This window comes from Flagellimonas iocasae (assembly GCF_042682725.1).
Classification (GTDB): domain Bacteria; phylum Bacteroidota; class Bacteroidia; order Flavobacteriales; family Flavobacteriaceae; genus Flagellimonas; species Flagellimonas iocasae.
On the sequence record NZ_JBHUHU010000002.1, the window covers coordinates 207,834 to 227,813 of the forward strand.

A 19,980-nucleotide genomic window follows, 5' to 3' on the forward strand; every position below is an offset into this window, starting at 1 on the left:
CTACAACAATATGTCTAAAGACATCCGGATTAGAAAGGGGTTGGATATCAACCTTGTCGGGGCAGCAGAACAGACTACTTCCAAAGCCGTTTTAAGTAACGTGTATGCCCTAAACCTAGATGATTTTCACGGAATCACCCCAAAAATGCTGATAAAGCAGGGGGAAGAGGTTAAAGCGGGAGAGCCTCTTTTCTATAACAAGAACAACGAAGAAATGCACTTTGTCTCTCCAGTTAGTGGGGAATTAGTGGAAATCGTTCGTGGTGCGCGAAGAAGAATCTTGACCCTTAAGATTCTAGCCGACAAAACCCAAAAGTATACGCAAAGTAAGGTGCCAGACTTGGATACTGCAGATGCAGCGACCATAAAGACCTTCTTGCTTCAAAATGGAGGTTGGCCTTTCGTAAAGCAACGCCCTTATGATGTTATTGCTGACCCTGATGCGACCCCAAAAGCCATCTTTGTTTCTGCCTATACCACTGCGCCTTTGGCTGCAGATGCAGATTATGTTCTGAAAGGTAAGGAGCAGGAGTTGAACGCGGCCGTGATGGCATTGAGCAAACTGACCCCTGGAAAAATCCATGTGACCATTGGAAAATCCAGTAGGTCTCCTTTTGTGGATGTTGAAGGCATTACATTACATAAAATATCGGGTCCACACCCAGCAGGATTGGTGGGAACCCAAATCAATAAAATAGACCCTGTCAATAAAGGAGAAGTGGTTTGGACCATCTCTCCACAAGATATGGTGCTTATCGGTGAATTGCTGTTGACTGGAAAGTTCAATGCGGAACGCGTTATTGCACTTTCAGGTTCCATCATCAAGGCGCCTAAATACTACACCACTAAAATTGGAGCGGAAATCTCTACCTTTTTATATGCCAGCGGTGTAAATGAAGACAGATTCCGTTTGATCAATGGTGATGTGCTTACTGGAAGCAAAACCAATACTGAGGGGCATTTAGGATATTACAACAATACGGTTACCGCCATTCCAGAAGGAGATGACTATGATTTCTTCGGATGGAACAAACCTATTTTCAATAAAATTTCAACCACTAGAGCGCTTACCTTTTCTTGGCTTCAACCGAAGAAAAAGTACGATTTGGACACCAATACCAATGGTGAGCATAGGGCTTTTGTGGTTACTGGTCAGTATGAAGAAGTGTTTCCATTGGACATCTATCCACTTCAATTGTTGAAGGCCTGCATGGTAAAGGATTTGGATGAAATGGAGCAATTGGGACTCTACGAAGTGGCCCCAGAAGACTTTTCACTCACGGAATTCATATGCATCTCAAAACAACCGCACCAACAGATAATCAGGGAAGGATTGGATTTGTTGCAAAAAGAACTAGGATAATATGGGCATGAAAGAAAAATTACATCAGCTGAAGTTAAAGTATCAGGGCAAGAAAATGGCTCCGGCCTTCAATGCACTCCATACTTTTCTCTATACCCCTAACGAAACAACGCATTCTGGTGGGCATATCCGTGGAGCGGATGACCTTAAGCGTACCATGAACACCGTAATCATGGCTTTGGTGCCGTGTTTGTTGTTCGGAATGTTCAATGCGGGATATCAACATTACTCCGCCATTAACGGTTTTCCGGAGAATTTTGACCTGTTCGAAAACTTTTTGACATGGGATAATTTCTTGGTGGGAATTGTTACCGTGTTGCCTTTGGTAATCGTGTCCTACGGAGTAGGTTTGGCCATTGAGTTCTTGTTCGCCGTGATCAAAGGTCACGAAGTGGAAGAAGGGTATTTGGTAACCGGAATGTTGGTGCCATTGATAGTTCCTGTGGATACGCCACTTTGGATGTTGGCCGTGGCCGTGGCTTTTGGTGTGGTCATCGGTAAGGAAGTTTTTGGTGGAACCGGAATGAACATCTTGAATCCGGCTTTGACGATTCGTGCCTTCTTATTCTTTGCTTATCCAACTTGGATGAGTGGGGATAAAGTTTGGGTGCACGGTGCAAAAGAGGGCTTGACGCAAGCAGGATCTACGGATGCCATTTCGGGTGAAACTGTACTAGGGTATTTGGCTCAAGGAAACACTTCGGAAATGGGCTACTCACTATCCGATATGTTCTACGGATTTATTCCCGGTTCTGTAGGTGAGACCTCGACCTTATTGATTCTTTTGGGTGGTCTGTTCCTGATTTTCTCGAAAATCGCCTCATGGCGCATCATGGTGAGTGCCGTAATAGGTTCTTTGGTTATGGGATTGATTTTCAACGGTATCGTGGATGCAGGTTGGTTACCGGAATATAGCAAATTCTACACCTTGATGAGCTTCCCATACTGGCAGCACTTGTTGGTAGGAGGTTTGGCTTTCGGTATCGTGTTTATGGCCACAGACCCGGTAACGGGCTCACAGACCAACAAAGGAAAATGGATTTATGGTTTCTTGATCGGATTTATGTCCGTTATGATTCGAGTGTTCAACCCAGGATACCCAGAAGGAGTTTTCTTGGCGATACTGTTGATGAACGTATTTGCGCCTACCATTGATCACTACGTGATTAAAGGCAATATTAAAAAGAGATTGAAGAGATTGAAGACAGCAACCATTTATCCCAAAGCTTCGGATGAAGAAGTTGATGCATTAAAAACGGAAACAGCTTAATTATGGCAATCAATACAGAAAAGAATAGCTACACTGTAATTTTCGCGGTCTTGATGGTAGTGGTTGTAGGTTCCCTGCTTGCCTTTGTGGCATCGGGACTTAAGCCAAAGGTGGATGAAAATGAGCGCTTTGAAAAGCAGCAGAACATCCTCTATGCCATGGGGGTCAATGAAAATGAAGGAGAAGGAAGCGTAAACTTTGTACCCACCACCGAAGTGGAGAGTGAGTTTTCAAAATACATCAAAGAACAATTGGTCATTGTAGGTTCCGAAGCCAAGGAACAGGAAGATGCCTATTTGATCGATATGAAAAAGCAACTAAGCACCATTAAAAGTGGAGGCGAAGCAGAATTACCTTTGTTAATAGGTGAGAAGGATGGTAAAGAATTCTATATCATTCCGTTGTACGGAAAAGGATTGTGGGATGCCATCTGGGGCTTTATGTCCGTTGATGCCAACATGGTGGTGCAAGGCGTTTATTTCGATCACAAAGGTGAGACTCCCGGTCTAGGGGCCAACATCAAGCAGCGTTTCTTCATGGATGATTTTGAAGGAGAATCCATCATGGATGGTAACAGCTACGCCGGTATCGCTGTGGCCAAGGGCAACGGAGATCCCTTGAACGAGAACAAGGACGATAATGAAGTAGATGCATTGGCAGGTGCTACCATTACTGGTAACGGAGTAACAGCAATGATCAAAGATGCCTTGAAGCTTTACAAACCTTATTTAGAAACCATTAGAAAAAAATAATATGGCGCTACTATCAAAAAAAGATGCAAATCTGATACTAGACCCTTTAGCGGACAATAACCCCATCACCATTCAGGTATTGGGAATCTGTTCTGCCCTAGCAATTACTGCAGAATTAAAAGCTTCAGTGGTAATGGCAATCTCGGTAATGTTTGTACTGGGTACGGGTAACGTGGTCATTTCGTTGTTGCGTAACATCATTCCATCGAAAATCAGGATCATTGTTCAGTTGGTTGTTGTGGCCGCCTTGGTAATTATTGTGGACCAGGTGTTGAAGGCCTTCGCTTACGAATTGAGCAAAACCCTATCTGTATTTGTGGGATTGATTATTACCAACTGTATCATCATGGGACGTTTTGAAGCCTTTGCTTTGGGTAATGGACCTTGGAAATCCTTTTTGGATGGTATAGGAAACGCTTTGGGATACGGAATCATTTTGGTAATTGTTGGATTCTTCAGGGAACTCTTGGGTTCTGGAACCTTGTTTGGTTTCAAGGTTTTGGGAGATCCTGTTACTAAAACAGGATTGTATTCCATCGGATATGAGAACAACGGCTTTATGATTATTCCACCAGCGGCATTGATTGTTGTGGGAATCATCATTTGGGTACAACGTTCCAGAAATAGAGCATTGATAGAAGAAGCATAAACTAGGAGAACATGGAGCATATAGAGCTGTTTTTTAAGTCGATTTTCATAGATAACATGGTGTTTTCGGTCTTTTTGGGAATGTGTTCCTACTTGGCCGTATCCAAAAAAGTTTCCACAGCCGTTGGTTTGGGAGCTGCAGTAATCTTCGTTTTGGGGGTTACTGTTCCATTGAACTGGTTGTTAGATCAATATTTGTTGAAAGATGGGGCGTTGGCTTGGTTAGGTCCAGAGTATGCCGACTACGATCTAGGATTCCTTTCCTTTATCCTGTTTATCGCAACCATTGCAACCATGGTGCAATTGGTAGAGATTGTGGTAGAGAAATTTTCCCCATCACTCTATAATTCCTTGGGTATCTTTTTGCCGTTAATTGCGGTAAACTGTGCCATTTTGGGTGGTTCCTTGTTTATGCAGACCCGTGAAATTCCAAATATTGGATTGGCCCTTAATTATGGAGTCAGTTCTGGGATTGGATGGTTTTTGGCCATTTTGGCAATTGCGGCCATCCGTGAAAAAATTCGCTATTCCAATGTACCTGCCCCATTGCGTGGGTTGGGAATTACCTTCATCATCACTGGATTGATGGGAATAGGGTTCCAAAGCTTTGGTGGAATGTTGACAGGTGACAATGAGGCTCCTGAAGGAACAGAAACCACTACCGTAAAAGCAGAGAACAAAGAAGAAAAAGAAATCAAAAAGGAGATTGAGGATAAAGAAAAAGCAGTTTCCTATAACGAAGTTATAAACAAATAAAGATGATATTAGCCGCAAGTACTGGAGGTACTATTCTAATTACCGTAGTAGCTTTTCTTATTTTGTTGTTATTGTTGGTGGCCTTGTTGCTGTTCACCAAGGAGAAACTGTCCCCATCCGGTCCTGTGACCATCACCATCAATGGTGAAAAGCAGGTGGAAGTAGGTTCGGGAAGTTCCTTGCTGTCAACATTGGGAAACCAAAAAATATTCTTGCCCTCAGCCTGTGGTGGAGGAGGAACCTGTATCCAGTGTGAATGCCATGTGCTTTCTGGTGGTGGTGAGGCTTTACCAACGGAAACCCCTCATTTCTCCAAAAAGGAATTACAGGAAGGTGCCCGTTTGGCTTGCCAGGTGAAGGTGAAACAAGACATGGAAATCACCATTCCTGAGGAAGTTTTTGGTATCAAAAAATGGAACGCCAAGGTAGTTCGTAACTATAATGTGGCCTCTTTTATCAAGGAATTTGTGGTTGAGATTCCGGAGGATATGAACTACAAAGCTGGTGGATACATTCAAATTGAGATTCCCCCCTGTGAAGTAAAATATTCAGATATTGATATCACTGCCCACCCAGCAGAACACGAAACTCCGGATAAATTCCAGGCGGAATGGGATAAGTTCAACTTGTGGCCCTTGGTCATGAAAAACCCTGAAACTGTGGAGCGTGCCTATTCCATGGCTTCCTACCCAGCTGAAGGACGTGAAATTATGTTGAACGTACGTATTGCAACCCCACCATGGGATCGCGCCAAGAATGGGTGGATGAGTGTCAACCCAGGTATCGCTTCATCTTATATCTTTAGTTTGAAAGAAGGCGACCCAGTGGTAATTTCTGGTCCATTTGGTGAATTCTTTATCAACGAATCTGATGCAGAAATGCTTTATGTTGGTGGTGGAGCTGGTATGGCTCCGATGCGTTCGCACCTCTACCACCTTTTCAAGACCTTAAAAACAAACAGAAAAGTGACATATTGGTACGGAGGTCGTTCCAAAAGAGAACTGTTCTACTTGGAGCATTTCAAAGAGTTGGAGCGTAACTTCCCTAACTTTAAGTTCTATTTGGCACTTTCTGAGCCTTTACCAGAGGACAACTGGAAGGTTAAAAAAGACATCAATGATGAGGAAGGTGATGGTTTTGTCGGATTCATCCACAACTGTGTTATCGATAACTATTTGAACCATCACGATGCCCCTGAAGATATTGAATTGTATTTCTGTGGTCCACCGTTGATGAACAAAGCGGTTCAAAAAATGGGTGAGGACTTTGGTATTCCAGATGAGAATATCAGGTTCGATGACTTTGGAGGATAAACGGAAATTGGATATATCTCAAATTGTCATCCTGAGCGCAGTCGAAGGAGACATCGAGAGGTATTAAAGAATAAAACCAACCGATGCCAACGCATCGGTTTTTTTATCGATATGGGAAGAGAATTAACAGAGCAGGAACTTCATAATCTCGCCATGAACATTGTGGGTCACGAGCTCGAGGCCAATGGTTTTGAGTTTATGGCCATCAACAGCGAGCTTAGGAAAAACCCACAATATGTGTGCCTCAAAGAAAAGATATTGCACTTTATTGTGGTTCGGAATGTTGAGTTTCCCATGAATCCCAGAGATTATGATCAGGAGTTGATGCAGACGGTAAAGGACCATGCCGAAAAGTTCGAGGCCAAAACTTATTTTGCGGGGGTTGGACTTTCCAATGCGGCGAACCAAGAACTTCCTTTGTTCTTGGATGAAGAGTATATTGTGGATTATCAAGGATTGATTGAAATATAGATGTTGAAAAATGTACTTCTTTTTGCTTTAATCGCATTCACTTTTGGATGCGGTTCCCCTCAATGGATAAAAAATCAAAATCAAGGAGGTGCTTTGGGTACGTCCTATTCCATTATTTACATCGCTGACGAACCCTTGGACTATCAACAAGAGATTGATTCTGTTTTTCAGGTGATGAACCAATCCATGTCCACCTACGTGCCTTCTTCGGACATATCCAAAATCAATGAAGGGGATTCTACCGTAGTGGTTGATGACATGTTCAAAGAAGTGTTTGATATCTCTACTAGAGTCCACCAAGCCTCAAACGGCTATTTTGACCCCACCATTGGGGTTTTGGCCAATGCATGGGGATTTGGTCCGGGAGAACAAATTCAGCTTGATAGCCTCAAGGTAGATAGCTTGTTGAGTTATGTGGGATGGGATAAAGTAAAGCTGAACAGTGACAATACCATAACAAAAGCAAATCCAGCCATTCGGTTCGACTTTAATGCGGTGGCCAAAGGCTATGCCATAGACCGATTGGGTGCTTTGTTGGATTCAAAAGGAATTCAGAATTATTTGGTTGAAGTAGGGGGAGAGGTGCTTGCCAAAGGAACCAATCTTGTTTCTGGAAAGCAATGGACCGTTGGTATTGATGACCCCCAAGTGGAAACCGGTCGTCAATTGAAACTGATTGTAACCTTGGAAGACAAGGCGATGGCGTCATCGGGTAACTACCGAAAGTTTCGAATTGACCCAGAAACTGGCGAAAAGTTTGTGCATACGATTAACCCCAAGACGGGCTATACCAAAAATTCGTATGTGTTGGCGACCAGCGTGGTGGCAAATACCTGTGCTGTGGCTGATGCTTTTGCCACAACGTTCATGGCGATGGATTTGGAGGCATCCAAAGCAATTTTGGAAAATCATGGGGAATTGGAGGCCTATATCATCTATTTGGATGAAAATGGGAATACTAAAGAATTCATGACTTCCGGTTTCGAGAAGTTTGTGAAGCAATAATTACTTTTTTACCAAGGGAATAATCTCCCCCTTGGCCAATCGGTATTTTTCAACCTCTTCCTTTGGAAGAGCACTTGTGTAATCCACCTCTTCCACTGTAAAACCTATGCTGCGTAGTTTATCAAAATAATCCCTTCCGTAGATACGCACATGGTCATACTGACCAAAGATTTTAGCGCGTTCTTTTTTGTCGGAAATGGAATCATCCTCAAAGGTCTTTTCTCGTTTTAAATCCTGCGGGATTTGAAAGATGCCCCAACCTCCCGGCTTCATGACCCGGTAAAGTTCTTGCATGGCTTTGGTGTCATTGGGAATGTGTTCCAAAACATGGTTACAGAGAATCACATCGAATGAATCGTCTTCAAATGGTAGATTACAGATATCAGCTTTTACATAGGCCAAAGGAGAGTTTAAGTCCGTTGTGGTATACTCGATATTGGCCATTTTCTTGAAACGCTTGTGAAAAGCTTGTTCTGGCGCAAAGTGGAGCACTTTATGGGGTTGGGTGAAGAAATCTGTTTCATTTACCAAATAAAGCCATAGAAGTCGATGCCGTTCCAAGGAAAGGGTGGAAGGGGAAAGGACATTTTCCCTTGGATTCTCATATCCGTAGGGTAAAAACTTTTTAAAACTCTTGCCGTCAATGGGGTCAGTAAATCTGTTTCCCTTTAGGAAAAAAGCTATCAATGGCCTTACCCAATAGCTGAGGCGAATGAGTAAAGGTCTTGGAATTAAATTGAGTATGTACTTGAATAGTTTTGACACGAATTATTCGAATTTTCACGAATTGGATTGCAATATTATTCTTTTGTAAACTAAACTATCCTCTCCAAAATTTACAATTAATCCCAATTTCATTTTTGAAGCGGCCAAGTAGTTCAATGTTTGTTTAATATGACTGGTATTGATATTTGCCACTGCTTTAAGCTCCAAGATTATTTTATCATCTACTACATAATCAGCATAATAATGATGCTTTAATTTCTCTCCTTTGTAGATGATATCGAATTTTACTTCTTTTTGAAATGGAACACCATTGGATTTTAATTCAATTTCTAGAGCATCGGCGTAAACTGCTTCACTGAATCCTTTGCCAAGCTCATTATGGATATCCATACATAAACCGATGACGAAGTAGGACTCGTTTTTATAAATGATTTGGGACATTTATTCGAGTAATTTGAGAAATTCGAGTCAAGCAAGATAAGGTATTTTAGAGTACCAATTTCTTACTTCGGAATTCATCCTCTTCATCACTGGTGATACCCAGAGCATCATAAATGTATTGAAAGGTGGAGAGCAATTCTGGTTTTCCGTCTACCAAGGCAACATCGTGCTCAAAATGGGCACTGGGCTTACCATCTGCTGTTAAAATGGTCCATCCATCCTTAAGCTGTTTGATGCGTCGCGTACCCATATTGATCATGGGTTCAATGGCAACCACGGTACCATTGACAAATTTTTTGCCTCTTCCGCGCTTCCCGTAATTTGGCATTTGAGGGTCCTCATGGAGTTCTCTTCCCAAACCATGTCCCACCAATTCACGTACAACACCATACCCATGGTCTTCGGTGTATTTTTGGATGGCATATCCTACGTCGCCTACGCGGTTCCCTTCCTTAAATTCCCGGATTCCAATATATAGCGATTCTTTGGTGACTTTCAGTAATTTTTTGGTCTTTTCGGCAACTTCCCCGACCTCAAAAGTATAGGCATGATCTCCGTAGTACCCATTTTTAAATGAACCACAATCCACGGAAACAATATCCCCTTCTTTTAAGGGGTCGTTGTTGGGAATGCCGTGTACTACCTGAGCGTTGGGACTCCAATTAAGTGTATTTGGAAAATCATACATGCCCAAAAAACCTGGTTCTGCGCCTTGTTCCCGAATGAATTCTTCGGCCATTTTATCCAATTTTAATGGAATGGCTCCTGGTTTGATTTCCTTGGCCAACATGCCCAAGGTCCGTGAAACAACCAATGCACTTTCGCGCATTAATTCAATTTCCTCTGCTGTCTTTACGTGAATCATAGCCGCAAAGATAAATTGAATCTACGGATTATAGCGAATTTAAGCCTAAACCAATGGTTTTTGCGTCATAAGCTCTGGCTGTGGAATACCTATCAATTTGAGAATGGTAGGGGCAATATCACCCAAAACACCACCCTTGATTTCTTTGGCATCCTTATCTACAAGAATCAATGGAACTGGATTTGTGGTATGGGCCGTATTAGGGCTTCCATCTGGATTGATCATGGTATCACAATTTCCATGGTCCGCAATAACGATAGTGGAATACCCATTTTCCAATCCTGCGGTGATGACGTCTTTGGCGCATTCATCCACGGTTTCGCAGGCTTTGATGGCCGCTTCCATAACACCGGTATGCCCAACCATATCGGGGTTGGCAAAGTTAAGGCAGACAAAATCGGCCTCCCCTTTTTTAAGTTCGGGAATAATGGCATCGCGAATGTCATACGCGCTCATTTCGGGTTGAAGGTCATATGTGGCCACTTTTGGTGACGGGCATAAAATTCGTTGCTCACCTTCAAAAGGTTCTTCACGCCCACCATTAAAGAAAAAGGTAACGTGAGGGTATTTCTCGGTCTCTGCGATTCGAATCTGTTTTTTTCCATTTTTGGCCAATACTTCACCCAGCGTGTCTTTGATGTTGTCTTTATCATAGACCACTTTTATGCCCTTGAAGGAATCATCGTAGTTGGTCATGGTGACGTAATAGAGATTCATTTTGTGCATATTCTGCTCATGAAAGTCCTGTTGGCTCAAAGCTTGGGTAAGCTCTCGACCTCGGTCTGTCCTAAAGTTGAAGAAGATGATCACATCGCCTTCGGTTATTTTGGCAAGCGGTTGGTCATTGGCATCCGTTACAACCAAAGGTTTTATAAATTCATCGGTAACACCGCTGTCATAACTCTTTTGAATGGCATGACTAATTTCCTTTACATGCTCTCCTTCGGCGTTTACCATGACATCGTAAGCTAATTTTACGCGTTCCCAACGTTTATCACGGTCCATGGCATAGTATCTTCCAATTACGGTAGCAAGCTTGGTACTTTTGTCTGAACAGTAATGTGTAAGGTCAATCAGAAAGCCTTTTCCGCTTTTGGGATCAACATCACGTCCGTCGGTAAAGGCATGTACAAAGGATTTTTCAACCCCATTGTCATCTGCAGCTTTGATGAGCGCTTTTAAATGGTCGATATGGCTATGCACTCCACCATCACTCACCAAACCTAAAAAGTGAACAGATTTGTGGTTGGTCTTGGCATATTCAAAGGCATCCTTTAACACTTTCTCGTCCTTCAAGGTGTTTTCTTTGACCGCTTTATTGATTTTGGCCAAATCTTGATAAACAATTCGTCCGGCCCCAAGGTTCATGTGCCCAACTTCGCTATTTCCCATCTGTCCTTCGGGAAGACCAACATTCATTCCATCCGTCAGCAAATTGGCATTGGGATACTTTGTGTACAGTGAATCTACGAAGGGTGTATTGGCCTGTGCTATGGCCGAAACCTTTGGGTCTGGGGACTTTCCCCAGCCATCCAAAATCATTAGGATTACCTTTTTGCTCATAACATGAAATTGTACTTCAAAAATAAGGCGATTTGACTGGATGCCCTAGTTTTCAGGGAGTTTTTATGGTTATTGATTTAATAATTTTAAACCATTTTAAATGCAGCATTGTTAAAATTTAGTTATTTAACTGTTAATGACGTAACATTTGGCTCTTTGGGCAGTCTATTTTTGTATCACTTTAATTTTAATTAAAATAATTCATCATGAGAAAAACAATCCTAACAGTAGCCGCTTTTTGCATGCTAGTAACCACTGGTATTTCTGCCAATGAAACTATTTCAGATGTAAATCTGAACGTTTCGGCATTGCCCGTTGAAGTCAGTTCTTTTTGCAAAGCTATTATGCAAGGCGATGTAGAAACGGTCAAGAAACTTATTGAACTAGGCGAAGATGTCAATGAAAAATCCCTAGGGATGGCTCCTGTACATTTTGCAGCACGTTACAACCAAGCCGAAATCCTAAAACTGCTTATTGAGCATGGAGCTAATTTTAAAAGGCGTTCCGATCAAGGGTATACAGCCAAGAAATATGCTGAAATGTCCAATGCAACTGAAGCGCTGGCCGTTTTGGAAACTGCTATGAAAAAATAAAGGAGTTTATTTATTCATTCAAAGCAAAAGGCCCATCCTTAAGGATGGGCTTTTTTTCTCATTTTTACTCTAGTGTCCTGTAAAAGAGTATAGTGTTGGCTTAGAATTCAAAGCCTGTAAAAGCTCTATATAAAAACGCATAAAACGCCATCATCAACATGATGCCACAAAATACGGAGTACCCCTTTAGAAAAAGTACCACAAAGCTCGGTTTACAATCGTCAAATGCCTCTAAATAGAGGTTTTTAAAGTGTACTAGTGTTCCCATGTGTCTCGTTTTTTTGTAAGCACAAACGGGATAAGAAGATGATTGTAGGATTTGGGGTTGTCTCAAAGGTAAGCAAAACTAAGCAATACCCTTTTTTTATCGATAAACGTGTCGAATCTATCGACCTGAATATTTTTTAATGGCTTCTTTAATTTTTTCAATCCGATTTTCTGGGTCTGGGTGAGTGCTTTGAAACTCAGGCACGCGATTTGGACCGGCAGCCGCTTTCAAAATTTCCATGACCTTGATCATTTCATAGGGGTCGTATCCGGATTGAATCATGAACAAAACCCCCAATTCATCGCTTTCCAATTCATCACCCCTTCCATTTTTTAAAAGGGTGTTCTGGCCAATACCGGCCACCACGCTTCCCATATCGCCACCAACCGATGCTCCCGTGGCCAAGGTCTGCCAAAAACTGCTTTCCGCGATACGTTCTGCGGAGTGCCTGCCAATCACATGACCTATTTCATGACCCAAAACTCCCGCCAATTGTGGCTCGGTGAGTTGTGAAAAAAGGGCGTAGGTGATAAAACATTGACCTCCGGGGAGGGCAAAGGCGTTTATGGTTTGGTCATCGGCCAATAGATGGAAATCGTATTCGTAGGGAGTTTCCCGGGCAATGCTACTGTTAACGAGCTTTTTACCCACAGCATCCACTAAGGCCTGCATGCGTTCATCTGGATAGAGGCCGCCATGCTGCTGTGCCATTTCGGGGGCACTTTGCAACCCAATGGCAATTTCTTGTTCAGCCGTCATGTTGATGTTCTGCACCCTTCCGGTATATGGATTTTCCTCTTGGTTGCTGCAACGGCGAATAAAAGCGAAAGCCACAATGGCCAGTCCGATCAGGATACGGATTCTCCAACTTCCTCTTCTCATGATGGTAGTGTTCTAGTCCATGGAAGGTACGAAAAAAAATACTACAGCAACGTTGGATTTATATCGAGAATATTGTCTTGGATATAGGTTCTGATAAACCCTGTGGTAAAATGTTCGGAGCCTAAAAACTCCTCTTTTTGAAGCAAGCGTAGAATGTTCAATTTTCTGTAGGCCGTCAGCATAGGGATGGAAATCGGCGCATAGCTGTAATGCCAAGGCTCATATTTAAAACCTCTCCGTTTGGATTCGTTGGTGTAAACCAGATAAAACCCAAATTTTTCCGAGTTTTCATCCAGCCACAATTTAAAATTCTCGAAAGGACCACCTTTTTCAAATTTTTCTGGAACCAGAACATCACCAGAAACTTTGGGGTAACCATCAATAATATCGATATCTGTGCCCCAATGGTGTCTGCTGGTGCCGGGAATGGTGGAATATTCAATGATTTTATCAATAGCTGGCAATGGTTCCATACCATCATCGTCGGTAAAGCGGAGGTACTTCCGTTCCCAAATGGTCGCTTGGTGGTAAAAATCCCTGTAGCTGGACACCATTTTAATATCAAAACCATCCGAATAGGCGGCCTTTTTCATTTCCACAAACGATTCATACGCCTCTTTTCTTAGATTGATGCCATCACCAAAAAGGTCGATAACTTCCTTGCCCATCAATTCATCAGTGGAATAATCGGGGTAATCAAATTGGGAAAAAACAGGAGGTATGGTACAGGCTAGGCTTGAGGCAGAAGTGGTTTTGATAAAGGTTCTTCTCTTCATGAGAACATATTTTCGTGCCAAGTTAAGAAGTATTTTTCAGTCCGTGGCTATATCACTTTGACTCGAAAGATGGAAACAACTTATTGTCGGTCCAAGAACAGGTAGCCCGTGTATTCCAATCCAACGTCATCCAACTTGACCAGATAGAAGTAGACGCCTTCTGGCAGGCCAATACTTTTATTCACGTAAAGGCTTCCAGCGTTGGCCATTCCTCTGAATTCATCCACGTAATTCACCTTTTCAAAGACTTTTTGTCCCAATCTATTATAAATCATCAAGGTGTTGTTGGGAGATTGCTCCATTCCGTCTATCACCAAAAAATCATTGATGCCATCTCCATTGGGACTCAAAAAATAGTTGCCCAGCGTTGGGTAATCCACAGCAAAGGTGTCTGTTGGCAAGGGTATGGTTCCAAACGTGATGGCTTCATATTCACTGGGCACAAAGGTTTTGGTGGTTAAAAAGCCTTCAGTAAGATCACCGCTCATTGCACTATTGCCAATAACAATCCACTGGTTGGAGGCTTTGCTCCATCCGATGGCAATGATGGACTCAAAAGTGGCATTGGGAATCAGGCCCAAACCGCTTCGTGCATTCCAACTTATGGTAACCTGGGCGGGAACATCACTCTGTACAATCCAAAATTCCCGATCACTAACGGAGCCGATATCCCGTACCTTATTGGCCGTATTAAAACTAGCTGAAATGGATGTGGGACTTAAAGGATTTTCAAAAAAATAAGCACAAATCGCCAATGGGGTAACTCCTTCTGAGTTCAAGGTCAGTGTCCGAAGCGCATTTTCATCCCCCACCGGGAAAAGAAAAACATCGCGATTGTTGATGGCAGCGAAACCTGTTACCTTTCGGGGGTTGTCCTCCCCAGTAGAGGTACCTTGGTCCATAAAGTTGAGATAGACCGATTGATTGTCTTTTGGGGTGAGCACATTGCCCTGAAAAAAACTGAAATTATTGGCAATGTTTACCGTATTCTGCAGAAGGATGTTGTCAAAAACCATCATTTCCGCATCCCAAAGGGTAGGGGGGATATTGCCCAGCACCTGGATGACATTGTTTCCGTAAAACCCGACCAAACCTTCGGTCTGATCAAAAGAGGAATCATTGATGAAATTGGTATGGAACCCCAGATTGCCATGCACCTGCATATTGCCACTGTGATACAACCCGGTTTGGGCCTGTAGGGTCAATCCTAGAAGGAAAACGAATATGTAGAGAAGGTTTTTCAAGGGTTAAAAGTCTGTTACGGTAAAGAACCATTCGGCATCAACCGCGGTCGATGTTAAAGGTCCAGGTGTTGAGAGTGGAGCGGACAATTGCCATATTCTGACATCAAATGAATTTGTACCTTGATTGGTTACTTCTATGGTAACATCACCACCAGTACTGAGTAAGGTCAGTTGAACTATGTAATCGGCATCAAGTCTTGCGACGTCAAACGTTACGGTATAATTTCCCACGCCATTTGAAGAAACTGAAGCACCATTTACTTTCACATCTGTACCTGCATTAGCTTTTCCCATGGCCACAACGGCAGGCGCTTGCCATGCGGTGGCAGTACCGACCGTAGTCAATACTTGCCCGTCTACACCGGGTTGTATTTTTAAAGGTGTAACATTCGCATCGGCAATATCATTGGTTTGCACTTGTCCATCAGCGATTTTAGCAGAGTTTACGGCATCGGCTTCAATGGTCAGAACCCCAGCGTTGGTTATTGTGGCATCTCCGCTCATGACCACTCCGACCGCATTGTTGGTGGCATCTCCCACAAAAATGTTCCCGTCGGTCAATGTGGATGAGGCAAAGTTTGCTCTGGGTTCCCATTGAGGGGCTCCTGCACCATCTGTGGTAAGCACACGGTCGGCATCGGCTACTCCCAAGGTTCCTATTTTGGCAACATTAACCGAACCGTCCGCTATTTTGGCATTGGTAACGTTGGCGTCAAGAATTTTTGCAGTGGTCACTGCGTCATCGGCAAGGTCAAGAGGGTCGCCCGCAACACCTGTTCCGGCGATAGTGCCTGTTGTCTGTACCGCAGTGGGGCTGGTGTCTTGCCAAGAAGCATTCCCGGCACCATCGGTGGTCAGCACTTGGCCGGTTGTGCCATCTACGTTGGTTATGGTGTTGGCCCCCACAATTACGTTCCCCGTTGTAACCACGTCCAGTCCACCGAAGTTTGGGTTAATTTTTGTCCCCTGGATTCCTGCGGTGATTGCAACATCTACATCCATAATGGTGTTGTTGGCAATTGCTGCGCTGTTGACGGCACTGGTCATAATTTTACCCGTACTAATGGAACCATTGCCTAGCTTAGCGTTGGTTATTGCCAAATCGGCAATGTCAACTGTGTTAATGGTACCATCCAAGATTTTGGCACTTGTGATTGCGCCGTCTGCGATTTCCAAGGTTACATCGTTGAAGGCTGCATCTGTACCTCCTGTTACGTTAAGATCTGTTGATGTGATGTCCCCGTCCCCGGTCAATGAGGCAACATCCACTTCAAGAGAACCATCTACTGCCTGAATCAATCCACTTCCAGCGACATCACCATTTATTTTGGCGGCGGTAACCGCATCGTCGGCAATGTCAATAGCTTGAATAGTGTTGTTGGCAATTGCCGCGCTGTTGACGGCACTGGTCATAATTTTACCCGTACTAATGGAACCGTTGCCTAACTTTGCGTTAGTTATTGCCAAATCGGCAATGTCATCGGTGTTAACGGCACCATCCAAGATTTTGGCACTGGTGATCGCATCGTCTGCTATCTCCAAAGTAACATCGTTGAAGGCTGCATCTGTACCTCCGGTCACGTTAAGATCGGTGGAAGTGATATCTCCGTCCCCAGTTAATGAGGCGACATCCACTTCAAGTGAACCATCAGCGGCCTGTATCAATCCAATTCCGGCTACATCGGCATCTATTTTGTCGCGATCAACACTATCATCTATAAGTTCTAGGGTACCAATGGCATTTGTGGCCATTTTGGTATTGGTAATTATGTCATCTTCCAAATCGGCATTGCTTACCGTACCGTCTAAAATCTTATCTGTGGTGACGGCGTCATCTGCCAATTCTGCATTTCCAATTCCCAATGGAGCCACATCCAATACAAAAGGATCGCCGGCATCGCCTGCACCCGATCTTACCAAGGTTCCGTCTGCGGCATCCAGTATTTCGTTTCCAATAACACCATCAATCTCGGTAACAGTAATATCTGTTTCAGGGATAAGCACCCAATTGGTTCCGTCCCATTGCATTAATTGACCCACAGCGGTTCCAGCGGCTAGTTTCGTGAGGCCAACAGCACCGTTTTGCAATTCTGCTTCGCTGATGGAGCCAAAGGCGAGGTCCACACCATAAATGGTGCGATTGTAAATATTGTCACCTGTAATTCGGTTTACCTCAAAATTGTAGTTGATTCCATCTGGGGTTTCGGTTTGTGTAACGACTACTGTACTGTCCCTAGAATCTGGAGCGGTATTGAAAACAGCCTGCGTGCTTGTGGTGAATGAATTGTCCAATGCCTCACATATATTGATCCACTCCGTTCCATTAAAGTAGTGGATGCACTCCGCATCAGTATTGTAGACCAAAGCGCCCGGTAACGGGTTAATGGCATTCATTTGTGAATCGGTGACTCGGGTTATGACCAATACACGATTGCTACTTTCCAGTTCCAGCACCGAGGCAGGATCTATATTTTGTGGACTATCGCCAATTTTAACTTGGGCCTTAAGCGAGGAGATCATCAGTAGGGTAATGATCAAAAAGACAACATGCGTTTTCACAATATAAGTATTTGAGGTTTCCAAAATGGAAAAACAAAACTAATCTTATGATTTGATTATTCTAATAAATCCCGACCAAATACGAAGTTCACAGGTGAACGGATACTCCCTTTTTAAACAAGGCGTTGGAGAATTAACAAAAGTTTAGAACAGCTTTACTTTTTTATATCGGCTTCAAAGGTTTTCTTTAACTTGGGCTAAATGCTTTTTTATGAAAAATACAGTTTTGATTTTGTTTTCGTTGCTCATTTCAACTTTGTCCACGGCACAGGAAGACCGGCAGTTGTTGCGCGGTAAGGTCCTGTACCGGAGTACCAATGTGCCCAATGAGAACGTTATCAATTCTACCTCTGCAACTGCTACGATCACCAATGATGATGGGGAGTTCGCCATTATGGTGAAGGCAGGGGACCAGCTGGTGTTCACTGCGGTGAATTATCAGTTGGAGGTCATTACCGTTACCGAAGAGATTTTGGCGAACAACCGCTTGGTGGTTGAAGTGAATGAAAAGGTTCAGGAGTTGGATGAGGTCGTGGTGACACCAGAGAACCAAAAGCGATTTTTGGAAGTGAAGAATGAGGATTTTAAGCAGTTCGATTATGAGATTGATCGAAGTACCGAAGTGGTGAACATAGCCGAATCCCAAACCGTTAGGGGCATGCGCGATGGTTTGAACTTTGTGAACATTTTTAAGGCGCTTTTTAAATCCAGTGAAGCCGATGGACCGCAAAGGAATCCCTTAAAAGTGAGTGAGGTGCTCCGACATGTGTACGATGATGAGTTTTTTGTGGTGGATTTGAGGTTGCCACAGGACAAAATAGATGCGTTTTTGTTGTATTGCGACGATAAAATTCCCTCCCAAACCTTGTTGCGCAAGGAAAATGAATTTCAATTGATTGACTTTTTGGTAACCCAAAGCAAGGACTTCTTGACGACCTTGAATGAGGAATGAAACAGTTAGCTTTTCCGATACTATTTTTATTGGCATTTTCTACCTATGCCCAAGATGGACCCACTAAAATAGTAAGGGGGCAAGTTACTAGTGACGCTGAGGATGTTGTGGGCGTGGTCGTTCAGAATATCAGTTCAAAAGATGCTGTAATTACCGATATTGATGGAAATTTTTCCATTAGGGTACAATTGAACGACACCTTGGTGTTTTCAGCGGTCAACTTTCAACGAAAAATACTTCCCATTGCTGAATCGCTTTATGATTCAAGCTTTATAACCGTTCCCATGGAGGAATTTGTAAATGAATTGCGCGAGGTGGTGGTAAGTCCCTATAATCTTTCGGGTATTTTGGACAAAGATTTGGGTAAACTCCCATCCCAACAAATTGTGACAGCCGAATCTTTGGGACTGCCCAATGCCAATGCCAAGGAATATACCCAGAGCGAACGATTGCTCAAAGAGGCTTCCAGTATGAGTATCAAAGGAGGAGGCGGACTTGGTGGTGCTGGGGGAGCAGTTTCCCTCAATCCCATTATCAATGCTATTACTGGTCGTACCAAAATGTTGAAGAACCGCGTAAAAGTGGACAATGCCTACGCCAGAACGCAACGGGTACAGGATTTTTATGTGGATTCCCTTTTTGTGACCACTCTTAAGATTCCTGTTGAAAAAATTGAGGATTTTATGTACTTCTGCGAAGTGGATGAGTCGTTTCAGGCTACAGTTGACTCGCACGACAAACTGAAAATTTGGGATTTTATGGTGGAAAAAAGCAGGGATTACCGTCGGAACAATAATTTGGACTGAAGCTTGCTTCAATGGTTAAACCTCAACCCACGTTAAAGTGCTGGGTGCAAAATTCCAAATATCAAATTCCAATAACAATTACCAGTATTTTGTCTTTTTTTCAATATCTCGAGTCCAGCATCCAAAAAGCATATTTTGGCAAGCCTTTTGCATAAAAATTCCTTGAAATCCTGTAACATTGCCCCAGTGTTGGAGTCTAAACCCTATATGATGAGATCGAGAACAACAAGAAATCTGCTATTGCCATTGGTACTAGTGCTTTTTTTGTCTTTCACATCTGCCCACAAATTTTATCTGAGTGTCACCAATATTGATTATTCAGCGGATGATGATGCGTTTCAGATTACCAGTCGCATTTTTATTGATGACATGGACGACCTTTTGGAAGAGCGCTATGGAATCGATTCGAAATTGGCCACGCCCAACGAGTCCCAATTGGCGGATGCGTATATTGAAAAGTACTTCAGGTCCAAATTTGTGGTAGAACTTAACGGCAAAGTGGCCAACTACAACTTCTTGGGAAAACGCTATGACAACGATGTGGTCATTTGCTATCTCGAAATTCCCAAAGTTGGCTTCACCAACCTTAAATCCATAGCCGTTCAAAACGAAATCCTCACTGATTTGTTTGATGAGCAACAGAACGTGGTCCATCTAAAATGGAAGGGACACAAGAAGAGTTTTGTGCTCATCAAGGAAAATAATAAAGGAATGTTAAACTTGTAAC

21 protein-coding genes are annotated in these 19,980 nt (G+C 43.1%); 12 read left to right on the top strand and 9 right to left on the bottom strand.

Features of this window, described 5'->3' with window-relative positions; genetic code table 11:
• The first annotated feature begins 10 nt into the window (after window positions 1–10).
• From ACFSJE_RS06755 to ACFSJE_RS06790, 8 genes are all read left to right on the top strand, one after another.
• The gene (locus ACFSJE_RS06755) at window positions 11–1,363 is read left to right on the top strand and encodes a Na(+)-translocating NADH-quinone reductase subunit A (RefSeq protein ID WP_379830224.1); all 1,353 of its coding nucleotides are present in this window, start codon (window positions 11–13) and stop codon (window positions 1,361–1,363) included.
• A 1-nt stretch (window position 1,364) separates the two neighbouring features.
• Window positions 1,365–2,633 carry an NADH:ubiquinone reductase (Na(+)-transporting) subunit B gene (locus ACFSJE_RS06760; protein WP_379830225.1) on the top strand — a complete coding sequence of 423 codons (1,269 nt, stop codon included), beginning with the start codon at window positions 1,365–1,367 and terminating at the stop codon, window positions 2,631–2,633.
• A 2-nt stretch (window positions 2,634–2,635) separates the two neighbouring features.
• Window positions 2,636–3,385, top strand: a complete 750-nt coding sequence (locus tag ACFSJE_RS06765) for a Na(+)-translocating NADH-quinone reductase subunit C (RefSeq protein ID WP_379830226.1) — start codon at window positions 2,636–2,638, stop codon at window positions 3,383–3,385.
• Window position 3,386: 1 nt separating this feature from the next.
• On the top strand, window positions 3,387–4,034 hold the full coding sequence (locus ACFSJE_RS06770; protein ID WP_379830227.1) for an NADH:ubiquinone reductase (Na(+)-transporting) subunit D: 648 nt from the start codon (window positions 3,387–3,389) through the stop codon (window positions 4,032–4,034).
• A gap of 11 nt (window positions 4,035–4,045) precedes the next feature.
• A complete protein-coding gene (gene nqrE / locus ACFSJE_RS06775) occupies window positions 4,046–4,789 on the top strand; it encodes an NADH:ubiquinone reductase (Na(+)-transporting) subunit E (RefSeq protein ID WP_379830228.1) in 744 nt (247 codons plus the stop codon).
• 2 nt (window positions 4,790–4,791) lie between these two features.
• The gene (gene nqrF / locus ACFSJE_RS06780) at window positions 4,792–6,102 is read left to right on the top strand and encodes an NADH:ubiquinone reductase (Na(+)-transporting) subunit F (protein WP_379830229.1); all 1,311 of its coding nucleotides are present in this window, start codon (window positions 4,792–4,794) and stop codon (window positions 6,100–6,102) included.
• Window positions 6,103–6,213: 111 nt separating this feature from the next.
• On the top strand, window positions 6,214–6,573 hold the full coding sequence (locus ACFSJE_RS06785; RefSeq protein WP_379830230.1) for a Na(+)-translocating NADH-quinone reductase subunit F: 360 nt from the start codon (window positions 6,214–6,216) through the stop codon (window positions 6,571–6,573).
• Window positions 6,574–7,578 carry an FAD:protein FMN transferase gene (locus ACFSJE_RS06790; protein WP_379830231.1) on the top strand — a complete coding sequence of 335 codons (1,005 nt, stop codon included), beginning with the start codon at window positions 6,574–6,576 and terminating at the stop codon, window positions 7,576–7,578. It abuts the gene before it with no gap.
• Here ACFSJE_RS06790 and ACFSJE_RS06795 read toward each other — a convergent pair whose 3' ends face one another.
• From ACFSJE_RS06795 to gpmI, 4 genes are read right to left on the bottom strand one after another with little or no spacing between them, the layout of a single operon-like run.
• A complete protein-coding gene (locus ACFSJE_RS06795) occupies window positions 7,579–8,343 on the bottom strand; it encodes a class I SAM-dependent methyltransferase (RefSeq protein ID WP_379830232.1) in 765 nt (254 codons plus the stop codon).
• A gap of 15 nt (window positions 8,344–8,358) precedes the next feature.
• Window positions 8,359–8,745: a GxxExxY protein gene (locus ACFSJE_RS06800; RefSeq protein ID WP_379830233.1), complete on the bottom strand. Its 387-nt coding sequence runs from the start codon at window positions 8,743–8,745 to the stop codon at window positions 8,359–8,361.
• Window positions 8,746–8,791: 46 nt separating this feature from the next.
• Entirely contained in the window at window positions 8,792–9,610 is an 819-nt protein-coding gene (gene map / locus ACFSJE_RS06805; protein ID WP_379830234.1) for a type I methionyl aminopeptidase, read from the bottom strand.
• 45 nt (window positions 9,611–9,655) lie between these two features.
• A complete protein-coding gene (gene gpmI / locus ACFSJE_RS06810; RefSeq protein WP_379830235.1) occupies window positions 9,656–11,173 on the bottom strand; it encodes a 2,3-bisphosphoglycerate-independent phosphoglycerate mutase in 1,518 nt (505 codons plus the stop codon).
• A 206-nt stretch (window positions 11,174–11,379) separates the two neighbouring features.
• On the opposite strand from gpmI, the gene ACFSJE_RS06815 reads away from it, so the two are divergent.
• On the top strand, window positions 11,380–11,766 hold the full coding sequence (locus ACFSJE_RS06815) for an ankyrin repeat domain-containing protein (protein WP_379830236.1): 387 nt from the start codon (window positions 11,380–11,382) through the stop codon (window positions 11,764–11,766).
• Window positions 11,767–11,866: 100 nt separating this feature from the next.
• Here the strand turns inward: ACFSJE_RS06815 and ACFSJE_RS06820 are convergent, their stop codons facing one another.
• From ACFSJE_RS06820 to ACFSJE_RS06840, 5 genes are all read right to left on the bottom strand, one after another.
• On the bottom strand, window positions 11,867–12,034 hold the full coding sequence (locus tag ACFSJE_RS06820) for a DUF6747 family protein (protein ID WP_379830237.1): 168 nt from the start codon (window positions 12,032–12,034) through the stop codon (window positions 11,867–11,869).
• A gap of 117 nt (window positions 12,035–12,151) precedes the next feature.
• Entirely contained in the window at window positions 12,152–12,916 is a 765-nt protein-coding gene (locus ACFSJE_RS06825) for a M48 family metalloprotease (protein ID WP_379830238.1), read from the bottom strand.
• Window positions 12,917–12,957: 41 nt separating this feature from the next.
• The gene (locus ACFSJE_RS06830; protein WP_379830239.1) at window positions 12,958–13,692 is read right to left on the bottom strand and encodes a M15 family metallopeptidase; all 735 of its coding nucleotides are present in this window, start codon (window positions 13,690–13,692) and stop codon (window positions 12,958–12,960) included.
• Between the two features lie 80 nt (window positions 13,693–13,772).
• A complete protein-coding gene (locus ACFSJE_RS06835) occupies window positions 13,773–14,936 on the bottom strand; it encodes a gliding motility-associated C-terminal domain-containing protein (protein ID WP_379830240.1) in 1,164 nt (387 codons plus the stop codon).
• A 3-nt stretch (window positions 14,937–14,939) separates the two neighbouring features.
• A complete protein-coding gene (locus ACFSJE_RS06840; protein WP_379830241.1) occupies window positions 14,940–17,495 on the bottom strand; it encodes a beta strand repeat-containing protein in 2,556 nt (851 codons plus the stop codon).
• 211 nt (window positions 17,496–17,706) lie between these two features.
• On the opposite strand from ACFSJE_RS06840, the gene ACFSJE_RS06845 reads away from it, so the two are divergent.
• From ACFSJE_RS06845 to ACFSJE_RS06855, 3 genes are all read left to right on the top strand, one after another.
• Window positions 17,707–18,447 carry a carboxypeptidase-like regulatory domain-containing protein gene (locus ACFSJE_RS06845; protein WP_379830242.1) on the top strand — a complete coding sequence of 247 codons (741 nt, stop codon included), beginning with the start codon at window positions 17,707–17,709 and terminating at the stop codon, window positions 18,445–18,447.
• Window positions 18,444–19,253 (top strand): hypothetical protein, encoded by an 810-nt coding sequence (locus ACFSJE_RS06850; protein ID WP_379830243.1) that lies wholly within the window; start codon window positions 18,444–18,446, stop codon window positions 19,251–19,253. The genes ACFSJE_RS06845 and ACFSJE_RS06850 overlap by 4 nt, the downstream gene beginning before the upstream one ends.
• 210 nt (window positions 19,254–19,463) lie before the next feature.
• Window positions 19,464–19,979 carry a DUF6702 family protein gene (locus ACFSJE_RS06855; protein WP_379830244.1) on the top strand — a complete coding sequence of 172 codons (516 nt, stop codon included), beginning with the start codon at window positions 19,464–19,466 and terminating at the stop codon, window positions 19,977–19,979.
• Window position 19,980 lies beyond the last annotated feature (1 nt).

Coding starts and splice junctions, on each gene's coding strand:
- ACFSJE_RS06755 (WP_379830224.1), top strand. CDS start 11: ATGTCTAAAGACATCCGGATTAGAAAGGGGTTGGATATCAACCTTGTC.
- ACFSJE_RS06760 (WP_379830225.1), top strand. CDS start 1,365: ATGGGCATGAAAGAAAAATTACATCAGCTGAAGTTAAAGTATCAGGGC.
- ACFSJE_RS06765 (WP_379830226.1), top strand. CDS start 2,636: ATGGCAATCAATACAGAAAAGAATAGCTACACTGTAATTTTCGCGGTC.
- ACFSJE_RS06770 (WP_379830227.1), top strand. CDS start 3,387: ATGGCGCTACTATCAAAAAAAGATGCAAATCTGATACTAGACCCTTTA.
- nqrE (WP_379830228.1), top strand. CDS start 4,046: ATGGAGCATATAGAGCTGTTTTTTAAGTCGATTTTCATAGATAACATG.
- nqrF (WP_379830229.1), top strand. CDS start 4,792: ATGATATTAGCCGCAAGTACTGGAGGTACTATTCTAATTACCGTAGTA.
- ACFSJE_RS06785 (WP_379830230.1), top strand. CDS start 6,214: ATGGGAAGAGAATTAACAGAGCAGGAACTTCATAATCTCGCCATGAAC.
- ACFSJE_RS06790 (WP_379830231.1), top strand. CDS start 6,574: ATGTTGAAAAATGTACTTCTTTTTGCTTTAATCGCATTCACTTTTGGA.
- ACFSJE_RS06800 (WP_379830233.1), bottom strand. CDS start 8,745: ATGTCCCAAATCATTTATAAAAACGAGTCCTACTTCGTCATCGGTTTA.
- map (WP_379830234.1), bottom strand. CDS start 9,610: ATGATTCACGTAAAGACAGCAGAGGAAATTGAATTAATGCGCGAAAGT.
- gpmI (WP_379830235.1), bottom strand. CDS start 11,173: ATGAGCAAAAAGGTAATCCTAATGATTTTGGATGGCTGGGGAAAGTCC.
- ACFSJE_RS06815 (WP_379830236.1), top strand. CDS start 11,380: ATGAGAAAAACAATCCTAACAGTAGCCGCTTTTTGCATGCTAGTAACC.
- ACFSJE_RS06820 (WP_379830237.1), bottom strand. CDS start 12,034: ATGGGAACACTAGTACACTTTAAAAACCTCTATTTAGAGGCATTTGAC.
- ACFSJE_RS06825 (WP_379830238.1), bottom strand. CDS start 12,916: ATGAGAAGAGGAAGTTGGAGAATCCGTATCCTGATCGGACTGGCCATT.
- ACFSJE_RS06830 (WP_379830239.1), bottom strand. CDS start 13,692: ATGAAGAGAAGAACCTTTATCAAAACCACTTCTGCCTCAAGCCTAGCC.
- ACFSJE_RS06845 (WP_379830242.1), top strand. CDS start 17,707: ATGAAAAATACAGTTTTGATTTTGTTTTCGTTGCTCATTTCAACTTTG.
- ACFSJE_RS06850 (WP_379830243.1), top strand. CDS start 18,444: ATGAAACAGTTAGCTTTTCCGATACTATTTTTATTGGCATTTTCTACC.
- ACFSJE_RS06855 (WP_379830244.1), top strand. CDS start 19,464: ATGAGATCGAGAACAACAAGAAATCTGCTATTGCCATTGGTACTAGTG.